This is a genomic window from Streptomyces sp. NPDC004788 (assembly GCF_053601115.1).
The window spans coordinates 45,955-58,704 of sequence record NZ_JBSGBF010000046.1; the positions used below are offsets into that span (position 1 = coordinate 45,955).

Annotated in this window: 14 protein-coding genes; 3 read left to right on the forward strand and 11 right to left on the reverse strand. The window is 75.5% G+C overall.

Annotated features, from left to right (window positions below):
- Positions 1 to 6: 6 nt before the first annotated feature.
- Positions 7 to 1,020 carry a 4-hydroxy-2-oxovalerate aldolase gene (dmpG, locus tag ACWEJX_RS21065; RefSeq protein WP_451608933.1) on the reverse strand — a complete coding sequence of 338 codons (1,014 nt, stop codon included), beginning with the start codon at positions 1,018 to 1,020 and terminating at the stop codon, positions 7 to 9.
- Positions 1,017 to 1,937, reverse strand: a complete 921-nt coding sequence (locus ACWEJX_RS21070) for an acetaldehyde dehydrogenase (acetylating) (protein ID WP_451608934.1) — start codon at positions 1,935 to 1,937, stop codon at positions 1,017 to 1,019. Before ACWEJX_RS21070 ends, dmpG begins: the two co-directional genes overlap by 4 nt.
- A 422-nt stretch (positions 1,938 to 2,359) precedes the next feature.
- On the opposite strand from ACWEJX_RS21070, the gene ACWEJX_RS21075 reads away from it, so the two are divergent.
- The gene (locus ACWEJX_RS21075) at positions 2,360 to 3,625 is read left to right on the forward strand and encodes an MFS transporter (protein ID WP_451608935.1); all 1,266 of its coding nucleotides are present in this window, start codon (positions 2,360 to 2,362) and stop codon (positions 3,623 to 3,625) included.
- 57 nt (positions 3,626 to 3,682) lie between these two features.
- A complete protein-coding gene (locus tag ACWEJX_RS21080; RefSeq protein ID WP_451608936.1) occupies positions 3,683 to 5,107 on the forward strand; it encodes a hypothetical protein in 1,425 nt (474 codons plus the stop codon).
- A 14-nt stretch (positions 5,108 to 5,121) separates the two neighbouring features.
- On the opposite strand, the gene ACWEJX_RS21085 is transcribed toward ACWEJX_RS21080, so the two are convergent.
- The 7 genes from ACWEJX_RS21085 to ACWEJX_RS21115 form a co-directional block, all read right to left on the reverse strand.
- The gene (locus ACWEJX_RS21085) at positions 5,122 to 6,987 is read right to left on the reverse strand and encodes a complex I subunit 5 family protein (protein ID WP_451608937.1); all 1,866 of its coding nucleotides are present in this window, start codon (positions 6,985 to 6,987) and stop codon (positions 5,122 to 5,124) included.
- Between the two features lie 12 nt (positions 6,988 to 6,999).
- Positions 7,000 to 7,377 carry an NADH-quinone oxidoreductase subunit K gene (locus tag ACWEJX_RS21090; protein ID WP_451608938.1) on the reverse strand — a complete coding sequence of 126 codons (378 nt, stop codon included), beginning with the start codon at positions 7,375 to 7,377 and terminating at the stop codon, positions 7,000 to 7,002.
- A gap of 71 nt (positions 7,378 to 7,448) precedes the next feature.
- Positions 7,449 to 8,177, reverse strand: a complete 729-nt coding sequence (locus ACWEJX_RS21095; RefSeq protein ID WP_451608939.1) for an MnhB domain-containing protein — start codon at positions 8,175 to 8,177, stop codon at positions 7,449 to 7,451.
- The gene (locus ACWEJX_RS21100) at positions 8,174 to 8,602 is read right to left on the reverse strand and encodes a Na(+)/H(+) antiporter subunit B (RefSeq protein WP_451608940.1); all 429 of its coding nucleotides are present in this window, start codon (positions 8,600 to 8,602) and stop codon (positions 8,174 to 8,176) included. Before ACWEJX_RS21100 ends, ACWEJX_RS21095 begins: the two co-directional genes overlap by 4 nt.
- Complete coding sequence (locus tag ACWEJX_RS21105) at positions 8,599 to 8,907, reverse strand: monovalent cation/H(+) antiporter subunit G (protein ID WP_451608941.1); 309 nt, start codon at positions 8,905 to 8,907, stop codon at positions 8,599 to 8,601. The genes ACWEJX_RS21100 and ACWEJX_RS21105 overlap by 4 nt, the downstream gene beginning before the upstream one ends.
- Before the next feature lie 25 nt (positions 8,908 to 8,932).
- A complete protein-coding gene (locus ACWEJX_RS21110; protein ID WP_451608942.1) occupies positions 8,933 to 9,283 on the reverse strand; it encodes an MrpF/PhaF family protein in 351 nt (116 codons plus the stop codon).
- Positions 9,280 to 9,744, reverse strand: a complete 465-nt coding sequence (locus tag ACWEJX_RS21115) for a hypothetical protein (protein ID WP_451608943.1) — start codon at positions 9,742 to 9,744, stop codon at positions 9,280 to 9,282. Before ACWEJX_RS21115 ends, ACWEJX_RS21110 begins: the two co-directional genes overlap by 4 nt.
- A gap of 277 nt (positions 9,745 to 10,021) precedes the next feature.
- On the opposite strand from ACWEJX_RS21115, the gene ACWEJX_RS21120 reads away from it, so the two are divergent.
- Positions 10,022 to 11,887 carry a glycoside hydrolase family 15 protein gene (locus ACWEJX_RS21120; RefSeq protein ID WP_451608944.1) on the forward strand — a complete coding sequence of 622 codons (1,866 nt, stop codon included), beginning with the start codon at positions 10,022 to 10,024 and terminating at the stop codon, positions 11,885 to 11,887.
- 133 nt (positions 11,888 to 12,020) lie between these two features.
- On the opposite strand, the gene ACWEJX_RS21125 is transcribed toward ACWEJX_RS21120, so the two are convergent.
- Complete coding sequence (locus tag ACWEJX_RS21125; RefSeq protein ID WP_451608945.1) at positions 12,021 to 12,524, reverse strand: hypothetical protein; 504 nt, start codon at positions 12,522 to 12,524, stop codon at positions 12,021 to 12,023.
- A 6-nt stretch (positions 12,525 to 12,530) separates the two neighbouring features.
- Positions 12,531 to 12,750 (reverse strand): hypothetical protein (locus ACWEJX_RS21130; RefSeq protein ID WP_451608946.1); only part of this gene is annotated, 220 nt, incomplete at its 5' end.

A 12,750-nucleotide genomic window follows, 5' to 3' on the forward strand; every position in this document is an offset into this window, starting at 1 on the left:
GTGCCGTCAGGCGGTCGCGCCGCGGCCGCTCAGCTCCGCCACGACGTCGACGATCAGGTCCTCCTGGCCGGCGATGGCCTGCCGCCGGCCGAGCTCGAAGAAGACGTCGCGCGGGTCCACACCGGCGGCCGCGGAGAGTTCCACGACCCGGTGCTTGAATCCGGAGAACACTCCGGCCAGACCGCTGACGATGCTCATCGACGCGGTGACCGGCGGCGCCGGCATGAGCTCGCGCTCGGCGAGGTCGGCCGCGTCGAGCAGCCCGTACAGGTCGATGCCCGTCGCGAACCCGCTCCGCTCCAGGACCGGGACGAGCACCTCCAGCTGGGTGTTGCCCGCCCCGGCGCCGAAGCCGCGGGCGCAGCCGTCGATGATCGTGGCGCCGGCGTCGGCGGCGGCCACCGAGTTGGCGACGGCCATGCCGAGGTTGTTGTGCCCGTGGAAGATCACCGGGACGCTGCCGACGGCCTTGACGATCGCGCCGATCCGCGCGGTGACGTCCGCCGGCAGGAAGTGCCCCGCGGAGTCCATGATCCCCACGCCCTGCGCCCCGTACCCGACGGCCCGCGCGGCCTCCTCGGCCAGCTCCTCCGGGGTGGCCATGTGGCTCATCATCAGCACGCAGTGGGCCTCGGCGCCGGCCTCCCGCAGGAAGCCCAGGTGGCGCTCGGCCAGCGAGGTCTCGGTGGCGTGCACACCGATCCGGACGACGTCGGCGCCGTGCGCGATCGCCTTCCGCAGATCGCCCGAGGTGCCCCAGCCGGGCAGCATGAAGACGCCCATCCGGCTGCTGCGCAGCGCCTCCCGGACGGTCGACAGCATCTCGTCGTCGCTCGCCGCGGCCAGGCCGACCTGCAGCGACGAGGCGCCGAGGCCGTTGCCGTGGCCGACCTCCACCACCGGGATCCGCGCCGCGTCCGCCGCCTCCGCGTAGCGGCGGATGGCCGCCACCCCGAGCTGGTGCCGGACCGCGTGCTGGCCGTCGCGGAGTGTCGGGTCGTGGATCAGCACCTGCCTCATCGCGCCACCCCCAAAATGCGGGCCGCCCGGTCGAGCCGGGCCGCGTGCTGCTCGGCGACCATGACGGCCGCGGAGTTGATGATGTCGAGGTTCCCGGCGTACGGCGGAAGGACGTCGCTGTGCGCCATCACCTGGAGGGTGATCGTGACCCGGTCGTCGACCGCGGTGCAGGCGGTGACCTCGTAGCCGGGCGCGAAGGAACGCACCTGCTCGGCCACCCGGTCGACCACCGCCCGCACCGCCGCCGGGTCGGCGCCGGGTATGAGGGCGTGGACGGCCGTGCGGAAGGTCGCCGGGGGCACCGCGGGAGAGATGTTGAGGATCGCCTTGACGTCCGTGACGCCGGAGAACGCCGTCACGGCGTGGCCGGTGGTCGCCACGTACTCGTCGAGGTTCAGCCTGGTGGCGCGGCCCGCGACGTCACTGGCCACGGTGGAGACGACCTCGACGTACGAGACGGGGAACTCGGCCGCGAGCGCGTGCACGACCGGGACGGAGGCCTGGCCGCCGCAGCTGATCAGGTTGACGTTGCGCCCGGTCGTCGCCGACACCCCGGTCACGGTGGGCGCCACCATCTCCCCGACCTTGCTGGGCGTCAGGTCGATCACCAGCGTCCCGAGCGGTTCGAGCAGCGGCCAGTGGTCACGGTGGGACGCGGCGCTGGTGGCGTCGAAGACCACGTCGAAGGGGCGCGCGGGCGCCAGCACGGCCTCGATGCCGGCGGCGGTGGTGGCGTAGCCGAGGCGCTCGGCGTACCGCAGGCCCGCCGACTCCGGATTGCGCCCGGCCACCAGCCGCAGGTCGAGGGCGGGTGACCGGTCGATCTTGCTGACCAGGTCCCGGCCGATCGCCCCGGTGCCGATGACGGCGACCGTCACCGGTTCGGCTACCTCCGGAGGCGCGTTCGTCAGGCCCATGAGCGTTGTCCTCACCGTTCGATGTGCGTGCGGCTGCTTGTGGCAGCCCTGACTGCAGGCACGGGGGAGCCGACGCCCGGCCGCGGGTCGCGAAGATGGCGCGAACCAGACGTCTTCACACAGTTTTCGAAAGCCCCGTCGATGACATGCCCCCCACGCAGACACCGCGCCGGCCGCCGTTTCAGCAGCCAGCGGCCGCGAACATACCAGAAGAGCGTTTGACTCAAACCCCCCTTACTTGAATGGAGTTCGAACGTGTTGCGGCTGGGATTCGCAGGTGACAGGCTTGATCGACAAAGCTGATCTTTTCCTCGACGCGGCCGTCGAACGCGGACTATCCTCGGCGAGCCCGTGCGCCCGCTCGTGCGGCGGACCGATGAGGGGGAGACCATGAACTGCCGGCTGCGCCGCCCCGTGGTGTCATGAGCGCGTCGACGACCGACACGACCGAGACGACCGGTCCCGAACGCCCGCGGCTGGGAGGCGACTTCTCCCGGCTGTGGTGGTCCGCCGCCGTGTCCTCGCTGGGCGACGGCGCCACGATCGCCGCCGCACCCCTGCTGGCCGCCCGGCTGACCGACGACCCGCGCCTGATCGGCGCGGCCTCGGTCGCCTTCACCGCGCCGTTCATCCTCTTCGGCATCCCGGCCGGACTCCTCGTCGACCGCGTCGACATCCGCCGGATGATGGTGCGCGTCGACTTCACCCGGGCCTGCCTGCTCGCCCTGCTGGCCGCCGGGATCCTCGGCGGCTGGGGCGGACTGCCGCTGCTCTACGCGGTCATGTTCCTGCTCGGCACCGGCGAGGTCCTCTGCCGCAACGCCGCCCAGGTGCTCGTCCCCTTCATCGCCCCGCAGGCCGGGCTCGCCACCGCCAACGCCCGCGTCATGGCCGCGCAGGAAGCCGGCACCGGATTCGTCGGCCCGCTCGTCGGCGCGCTGCTCTTCGGCGTGGCGATGGCCCTGCCGTTCGCCACGGACGCCGCCACCTTCCTCTGCTCCGCCGTCCTGGTCAGCCGCATCCGCCGCACCAAGCCGGTCGACGCCAAGCCGGCGGCGGAGGGCGTGCTGTCGGAGATGCTGGCCGGCGCCAAGTGGCTGTACTCGCACCACCTGTTGCGCAGCCTCGCCCTGATCTCCTGCCTGATCAACATGGCCGGGAACGCGATGCTCGCCGTGCTCGTCGTGCACAGCGAGCGGGTGCTCCACCTGAGCCCGTTCGGCTACGGCGTCATGCTCGCCTGCCAGGCCGTCGGAGCCGTCCTGGCCTCACGCTTCGCGCCCGCCCTCTCCGAACGCCTCGGCAGGGAAGGCGCGTTGGTCGCCACCGCCGTCCTGATCGCCACCAGCGAGACGGTGCTGGCCACCGTGCCCTCGGCGTACGCGGTCGGCGCGGCCCTCGCGATCTTCGCGTGCGGCACCGTGACCTGGAACGTCGTCGTGGTCGTGCTGCGCCAGACCCTCGTGCCGCAGCACCTGCTCGGCCGGGCCAACAGCGTGTACCGCCTCGTCGCCTGGGGCGGACTGCCCATCGGCGCGGCCGTCGGCGGCATCGTCGCCGCCGAGGTCGGCACCCGCGCCGTGTTCGGCGCCGGCGCGGTCGCCATGGCCGTCGTCGCGGTGGCCCTCCTCGCGGGCGCCCGCCGCCACTGGATCACCCGCGCCGAGCAGCGCGGCGAGACGGACTGAGCGGAGCGGCCGCCCGGTGCGCCGGGACCCTGCGGCCGCCTCCGGAAAGGACCAGCGATGACGACCACGAGCCCGCCCCAGCCGCCCAGATCGCGACTCGGCCACGCGTACGGGGAGCAGCTCGCGCGGCACGCGTCGACGGTCCACCCCACCGCCGCCGCCCGCGATTCCGCCACTCTCACCCTGGCGTACCAGGACCGGTTCCTGAACAGCCCCGCCTTCCTCGGCGAGACCGAACGCGCCAGTGTCGTACGGGACCTGCACACCGTCTACGGGCTGCTGCGCTCCCTGCCGGAGCGGGTCTTCGGCGGCAGCATCACCGCCCTGGCGGAGGCGGTCGGCCTGGACCCGCTGCAGACCGCGCTGATCACGCGCAGCGCCCGGACCGGCTCGCTCCATCCGCTGGGCCGGGCCGACCTCTACCACGACGGCACCGGCTTCAAGCTGCTCGAGTTCAACATCACCAGCGCGCTCGGCGGCTTCGAGAACGCCGACATCAACCGCGCGATGCTCGCGTACCCGCCGCTCGCGGAGTTCGTACGGCGGCACCGGCTCCGCTACCGGGACACGATCGCCTGCATGGTGCGGACCATGCGCGCCGAGTGCGCCGCCCACATCCCGGCCGGCCGGCCGCCCGTCGTCGCCGTGGTCGACACGCCGGAGAACTTCGCCGTCGTCGGGCCCCGGCTGCGGGTGCTCGCCGGGAAGCTGGCCGAGCACGGAGTCGACGGAATCGCCTGCGACCTCGGCGAGTTCACGTACCCCAACGGCCGCCCCACGGTCGACGGCCGGGCCGTCGACCTCGTCTTCCGCTACTTCCTGCCCGAAGACCTCTCCGCCCTCGCGGCGGCGGCCCAGCTGGAGCCGCTTCTCACCGCGGCGGAGCAGGGCCGCGTCGGCCTCTTCAGCCGGCTGGACGCCGAGCTGTACGGCAACAAGGGCACGCTGGCGATGCTCTCCGACGACCGGCACCGCGCCCTGTTCGACGCCGCCGAACTCGCCTGCGTCGACCGCCTTCTGCCCTGGACCCGTTACGTCCGCCCCCACGCCACCGACCCCGGCGGCTCACGGATCGACCTCCTCGCCCACGCCGTCGCCCACCAGGACGAGCTGATCCTCAAGCCGACCCTGCTGCACGGCGGCCACGGCATCACCGCCGGCTGGCAGGCCGACCCGGCCGAATGGAAACACCGGCTCACCGAGGCCATGAACGGCCCGTACGTCGTCCAGCGCCGGGTCCGCCCGGTCGCCGAACCGTTCCCGGACGGCGCCGGCGGCGTGCGGGAACTCTTCCTCAACTGGGGCATCTACGTGGGCGCCCCCGCCGGCACCGAGGACGACGCCTACGGAGACGGTTACGGCGACGGCTACGGTGGCGGCTTCGTACGGGCCAGCGCCGACCCGGCGGTGGGCGTGGTCAGCATGGGCAGCGGCGCCACGGTGGGCTGCGTCTTCGACGGCGGCGAGGGCGGCGACGGCTGACGCCGGCCCCGCGCTCACCCCCACAGCGTGAACACCGCCGTCAGCGCGGTGAGTCCGGCGATCAGCCAGGCCACGTAGTCGCCCACGTGCCCGGAGTGCTGCCGCCGGACCGCCAGGACCAGGGTGCGGTCGACCGCGTCCGCGCACCGGCGTACGCCGTGGGCGAGCCGCCCCGACAGCGCGGGTCCCCACAGGGCTCCGGCCGCGAGGGCGGCCGCGAGGGCCGTCGAGAGGAGGCCGAGTGCGACGCCCGTCGCCGTCCAGGAGATGTCGGGCGCCGGGCCCGGCGGGACCGCGGGGGCCGCGCCGGTCACGACCGCCGTGTAGCCGGCCCGGTCGGTGAAGGCGGTCGCCGCGACCGCCGCGCGCCGCCACAGTACGGGCAGCAGTCCCACGGCCAGGCAGGCCGCGAGCAGCAGCGCGGCGACGCCGGGCATCGTCGGCGGCACCGCCCGGCGCGGACCGCTCACCTCGGGTTCCTCGCCGGAGCCCGTGGTCTCCGCACCCGAGTGGCGCTGGTGCGGGCGGGTCCCGGCCCCGGCGAAGACCCGGGCCGCCGCGCGCAGGACGGCGCCCGCCGTGACGGCGGGCACGAGCACGAAGAGCACCAGGAGCCACGGCCGCTCCTCCGCGGCGTGCTCCACGACCGACTTGCCGAGCCCCGTGCCGAACGGCGGCAGTCCGGCGAGCGCGAGCCCGCCCGCCGCGAACAGCGCGCCCACCACCGGCATGTCCCGCGCCCGGCCGCGCAGCCCGTGCTCGTCGACCGAGGAGTGCCGGTCGAGCAGGACGCCCGTCAGACAGAACAGCGCGCCCTTGGCGCCGGCGTGCCCCGCCACATACAGGGCCGTCCCGGCCGTCCCCTCGGGCGACAGCAGTCCGGCACCGCACAGGAACAGACCCATGTGCCCCACCGTCGAGAAGGCGAGCAGCCGCTTGAGGTGCCGCTGCTGCCAGCACAGCAGCGCGCCCGTCAGCGCGGTGACGGAACCCGTCGCGAGCAGCGTGCCGCGCAGCACGTACGGCGGGATGCCGCCCGGGCCGGAGAAGACGTCCGTGTACACGCGCAGCAGCCCGTACAGGCCGAGCTCCACCATCACGCCGGACAGCAGCACGCACCCCGGGGTCGGGGCCTCGGCGTGCGCGTCCGGCAGCCAGAAGTGGAAGGGCACGGCCGCCGCCTTGACGAGCATCGCGCAGGCGACGAGCGCGCCCGCCACCGCCACCAGGGTGTCGGCCGGGTGCCGGGCGAGCTCCTGCCCGATCCGGGCGAAGGTCAGTTCGCCGGTGCGCGCGTACAGCAGACCGACGCCGAGGAGCGCGAGATAGCCGGCGAGCGAGCCGGTCACGGCGAAGGCCAGCGCCCCCTGCAACGGCCGTCGCTCCTCGACCCGGTAGCCGGTGAGCGCGTATCCGGCGACCCCCATCAACTCGAAGAACACGAAGGCGTTGAACAGGTCCCCGGTGAGCGCGAACCCCGTCGCCCCGGCTTCGAAGAGCAGTACGAGGGCGGGGAAGCCGCCGCCGTGGCCGCCCGCCCGCTCCGGCTCCTCGAAGTAGCGCCAGGAGTACCCGAGCGCGGCGAGCACGAGCGCGGCCACGAGCACGGCCAGGCCGAGTCCGAGGCCGTCGGCGGCGAGCACGATCCCCACGCTCCGGCCGTGGACCGGCGTCCAGCCGCCCAGCCACGTCACCGTCCGGCCGCCGCTGCCCGACGCCCACGCCAGCCCGCCGACGAGAGCGAGTTGGGCGGCGGCGCAGGCCGTCGCCAGCGCGTCGGTCGCGGTGCGCGGCAGCAGGCGGCCGAGCACGGCGAGGACCGTCGCGGCCAGCAGCGGGCAGGCGACGGCGAGCGGCAGCAGGACGGACGCGTTCCGCACGGGGCCGGCCGGTCAGCCGCGCAGCCCGGTGAGGGCGTCGGGGTCGGTGGTGCCGTGCCGTTTCGCCGTCTGCAGCACCAGTGCGAGGAGCAGCGCGGTGACCGCGGCTCCGACGACGACGTCGGTGAGTGCCAGGGCCTGGGCGACCGGGTCGACGACGGGTGTGCCGGGCGGGATGTCGACGAAGAACGGCGCGGTGCCGCCGCGCCGGTAGCCGACCGCGAGGAGCAGCACGTACGTCCCGGACTGCGCGACGCCGAGACAGCCGACGGCGTGCACGGCGTTGCGGCTGGTGACCAGGCCGTACGCGCCGACCAGCATCATCCAGCCCGCGGCGAGGTACGGCAGCAGGAGGAGCGGCGAGTCGGGAGAGGGCGGCGCCAGAGGCATCGCGAGGGATGTGAGGGACGTGAGGGATGTCAGGGGCGTGAGGGGCGTGAGGAGTGCGGTCGCGGTCGCGGTCATTCGGATTCGATCTCCAGGGCCTGGTCGATGAAGCCGGCGAGGAGGACGACCAGGGCCGAGCCGACCTCCACGCCCACGGCCGCGTTCAGCACGGGCACGAGACCGCCGGAGGTCAGCGACCCGAGCGTGCCGAGCGACAGGACGTTCTCCAGATACGCGGCCGCCTGCGCGAGCCCGGCGAGGCCGAGGCCCGCGAAGGCCCCCGCCGCCACCGCCTCGGTGACCTCCAAGGCGGCCCGCGGCCGCACCCGCCGGAGCACGCGGTAGTCGGCGGCCAGATACGCCAGGTGCAGGCCGGTCGCCAGGATCACACCGCCCTGGAAGCCGCCGCCGGGAGTCAGCTGACCGTGCGCCACGATGTAGACGCCGGTGACGAGGGCGACCGGCAGCAGGACGGTGCCGGTCAGCCGTACGGTCGACAGGACCCGGCCGGGCCGCGGCCGCGTCACGTGCTCGTCGCGGGTGCGGCGCAGCAGCAGTACGGCCCCGAGCACGGCCGTGAACAGCACGAACTCCTCGCCCAGGGTGTCGAATCCGCGCAGGTCGAAGTTGACCGACGAGACGGTGTTCGCGGTCCGCCGGGCCAGCGCGACCGGCACCGCCCGCCGCGCGTACGGGTGGAACAGACTGCCCAGGGGCGGCAGTTCGAGACAGGCGAGGACGTATCCGGCGCCGAACACGAGCGCCGCCGCCAGGAACAGCCGGGCGCGGACGGTACGGCTCACCGGTCACCCGCCGGGCTCCGGTCACCGCTTCCGCCGCGGCCCCCGCCCTGGCCCCCGCCCCGGCCTCTGTCGCGGCCCCCGCCCTGGCCTCCGTCCCTGTCTCCGGCCCGACCCCTGCCCTGGCCCCCGCCCCGGCCCTCGCCCTCGCCCTCGCCCCCGCCCGTGCGTCGGGTCGCCCGGCGGGCGATCGTGCGCACCGTGAGCAGGATCAGCAGCGGGGTCACCGCCGTGCCGACGGCCAGCTGGCTGAGGGCCACGTCGGGAGCCTGGAACAGCATGAACACCAGTGCGAGGACGAGCCCGAGCGCGCTCAGCACCACGGCCTGCCGCACCGGGTCGCGGGTGCGGACCGCGGCGGTCGCGACGGCCGCCGCGAGCACGACCGCGACGCAGCCGAGCACCTCGGCGGGCTGCGGGGCCGTCACGGAGGATCCTCCCGGGGCACCCGTCCCTCGTACTGCGCGGTGGACCGGCCCAGGGCGATCGTGGTCAGCGCACCGCCGACGGCCATGATCAGCGCCACCACGAGCAGCGCCGCCGCACGGCGGCTCGGCCCCGCCTCGACCACGAGCGCCAGCACCACCAGCGGCCCGCCGAGCGACGTGGCGGGCGACAGCGCGTGCAGCCGCGCGTACGGGCCGGGCAGCACGTGCAGGCCGAGCACGGCGAGCAGCAGGACGGCGACGCCGGCGACGAGCAGCACGGCGGCGCAGACGGCACGGGCGCTCATCGCGACCCCGCTCTTGCCGCCGGCGTCACCGTGGCGCCCCTTGCCCGTCCCGCCCTCGTCCGCCGCCCTCGGCGTCCGGGGCCGGCGCCGTGCCGCCGACCAGGGGTCCGCCCAGGAACCGGGTGAAGACCAGGACGCCGACCGGGCCGAGGACCGCGAGGACGACGCCGAGGTCCCCGTACGCGTCCCGGCCGAAGCCCTGGGCGGCGAGCAGCAGGATCACCGTGCCGAGGGTGCCGGTCAGGCTCAGCCCGGCGAGGCGGGCCGGGGGAGTGCCGCGGCAGGCCGCGAGCAGCGCCGGCGGCAGCGCGAGCACGAGCAGCGTGCCGAGCGCGGCCAGCCAGCCGTTCCACTCCCCGCCCGGCGCGCCGCTCATCGCCGCCCGCCGCTGGTCAGCGCGGACTCCAGGGGACCCGCCCCGCCGGGCAGCGTGTGCACGAGGGCCGTACGGTCCCGGCCGAGCGCGACCACGTAGAGCGAGGGCGTCGCCGAGAGGAGGCCGCAGGCCCAGGCCGGGCCCGTGCCGTGCGCCCAGCGGATCGTACGGAACCGGCCGGTGACCCGGCGCCCGCGCAGCACCCGGCCGACGGCCCGGGCGAGCCGCCAGGTGTCGGCGAGGAGTGCCCCCGGCCACAGCAGCAGGGCCGTTCCCAGGCGGGCCGTCGGACCCAGCCGGGCGTCGGCGGCGACCCGTACCGTACGGGCCGCGAGCGCGGCGAGCGCGGCTCCGGCCGCCGCCACCGCCAGCTCCGGCCAGCTGACCTGGCCGATCAGCAGCACCTGGAACGCGCACACCGCCGCCCACCAGGTGAGCAGCTCCACCGCCGCCCGTCCCATCCCGCCTCCCCAGCCGCCGCGGCCCGCTCCGGCCGTCGGGTTCGGGCCGGGTCCCGCGGATCAGACCTACCGCCTCCGGCCGCCCCGACCGGCCGACCCGCGCCGCGCGCGGGCCCGCTTGTCACCGGTCCGGAGCAGTCGGCCCGGAGGTCGGTCCGGAGCGGTCGGTCCGGAGCGGCCGGTCCGGAGCGGTCGGCGCGGAGCTCCGCGGAGTACCCGCCGTCCGAGCGGGTAGCCGCCGGGCATGCGGCGGAGGGGGCCGGGAGGTGATGAGCCGATGGCGCAGCCGAACACGCCCTCGGTCCCGGCGCACCGACCGCGGCCGCTGGGTGACTACGCGCTGCTGGCCGACGGGGAACGGGGCGCGATCGTGGGGCCCGAGGGCGACCTCGTGTGGTTGTGCGTGCCCGGCTGGGACGACCCCGCCGTCCTGTCGGAACTGATCGGAGGCGCGGGCGCCTTCCAGGCGCGCCCCGTCGATCCGTGGCACGTGCCCACGGGCGCGTACCACGACGGCACTCTCGTCTGGACCTTCCGCTGGACCCTCGCCGACGGCGTGATCGAGTGCCGCGACGCGCTCGCCGCGCCGCCCGACCCGCACCGCGCCGTGGTGCTGCGCCGGATACGGGCGGTGTCCGGGACCGCCCGGGTGGCCGTGCGCCTCCATGTACGCGGCCGATACGGCGAGGCCCCGCCCCTGGTGCCGCACCGCGTCGAAGCCCAAGCCCAAGCCGAAGCTGAAGCCGAAGGCGGGACCGGGACCGGGACCGGGCCCAGGACCGGTGTCGGGGCCGGTACCGAGACCTGGGAGGCCGCCGGGGGCGGGCTGCGGCTGCGGCTCAGGGGCGTCACGGAGGCCCGGGTCGGCGCCGACGGCGAACTCACCGCGCGGCTCACCGTGCCGGAGGGCGAGGAGCGGGACCTGGTCCTGGAACTCTCCGACCGGCCGCTGCCCGCGCCCGAACCCGCCGACCGGGCCTGGCGGCGCACCGAGCGCCACTGGGCCGAGGCCGTCCCGGACTGCAAGGCGCTCCCCGCGGCGCGCGACGCCCGGGCGGCGTACGCGGTCCTGACCGGCCTGACCGTGCCCCGTACCGGCGCCATGGTCGCCGCCGCCACCACCTCGCTGCCCGAACACGCCGGCTCGGAGCGGGACTACGACTACCGCTACGCCTGGCTGCGCGACCAGTGCTACGCGGGCCTCGCCGTCGCCGCGCACGGCCCGCACCCGCTCATGGACGCCGCCGTGCGGGTGGCCGTCGAGCGGGTGCTCGCCGACGGGCCCGGGCTGCGGCCCGCGTACCGCACCGACGGCGGCCCGGTGCCGCGGGAGCGGACCCTGCCGCTCAGCGGTTACCCCGGCGCCGCCGACCGGGTCGGCAACCGCGCCGGAAGCCAGTTCCAGCTCGACACCTTCGGCGAGGTCCTCGAACTCCTCGCCGCCGCGGCCCGCCAGGACCGCCTCGACGGGGACGGGGTCCGGGCCGCGCGTACCGCCGTGAACGCCCTGGCGGCCAACTGGCACCGGCCGGACGCCGGGCTGTGGGAGCTGGAGCCGGCCTGGTGGACCCACTCCCGCCTGGCCGCCGTGTGCGGGCTGACCGCGGCGGCCCGGGACATCGACGCGCCGGGCACCGACCGCTGGCAGGAGCTCGCGGAGACGATCCTCGCCGAGACCCGCCGGCGCTGTGTCCACCCCGACGGACGCTGGCAGCGCGCCGCCGGGGATCCGCGCCCCGACGCCGCCCTGCTCCGCCCGCTCGTCTCGGCGTCCGAGCCGATGGCGTCCTGGCCGGGCGGGGACACCCTGCTCACCGGGACGCGGCGGGCCGTCGAGCGCGAGCTCGTCGAGGACGGTTTCGTCTACCGCTTCCGCCGCGGCGACTCCGCTCTCGGCGAGGACGAGGGGGCCTTCCTCCTCTGTGGCTTCCTCATGGCGGCCGCCTGCGGCGCCGAGCGCCGTCCGGTCCCGGCGGCCCGCTGGTTCGAACGCACCCGCACGGCGGTCGGCCACGCCGGGCTCTTCGCGGAGGAGTACGACGTGACCCAGCGCCGGCTGCGCGGGAACCTGCCGCAGGCGTTCGTCCACGCGCTGCTCCTGGAGGACGCGGTCCGGCTGCCGCTCGACGGCGGCCCCGACTGACCACCTGATGACCGACTGGCCACCTGAATGAACTGGCCACTTGAATGAACTGGCCACCTGACCGACTGACCACCTGACCGACTGACCACCTGACCGACTGACCACCTGACCGGAGCGCGCCGGCGCGGGCCCCTCAGGCCGCCGGGTTGGTGAGCTCCCGGCCCGGCGTCGTGGGCGCCGGCGCGGCGGTCCACCGCTTGTGCGCGGCCGGCTGGTGTGCGACCCGGATCCGGTGCCGCTCCACGGCCAGTTCACGGTCGTCGTCGCCGTCGCTGAACCGGCCCGTCACCACGTACACCCCGCAGTGCGTGCGCCCCACCGGCAGCCGCTCGGGCGGCAGCCGCACCTCGTACGGTCCGCCCGGCCGGAAGCCGCCCAACGGCGTCCGGGTGGTCCCGAGCACCGTCCCGTCCCGCTCGCGGGTGTCCTCGAAGACCAGCGTGTCGATCGCCCGGCCCAGCCGGAAGGTGAGGCCGACGCTCACCACCGCGCCCTCCGGCAGCTCGACCGGCTCCGTCTCCTCGGGGGCCAGCAGGGGCACGACGAAGGTCCCCAGCTCCTCGGCGTGCAACGAGACGTCCACCAGCTCGAAGTCCGTGGAGTCCGCGAAGTCCGTGAAGTCCGTCAGATCGCTCACGGCGGCTCACCGCCTCTCGGTACGGGGCCGGTGTGGCGCGGCCCGTTGCCCCCGTCCGCGCAGGCTGCGCGCGAGGAGCGCCGTCGCCCCCGCGGCCGCGCCCGCCGTCGCCCCGACCGCGGCCGGGTGGGGGGCGTGCGCGCTGTACGGGGCGTGTGCGGCGGCCGCGGCGGCGCTGGCCCCGTGGGCGCCGTGGGCCCGGCCGCCGGCGCCGTCGAGGGGCCCC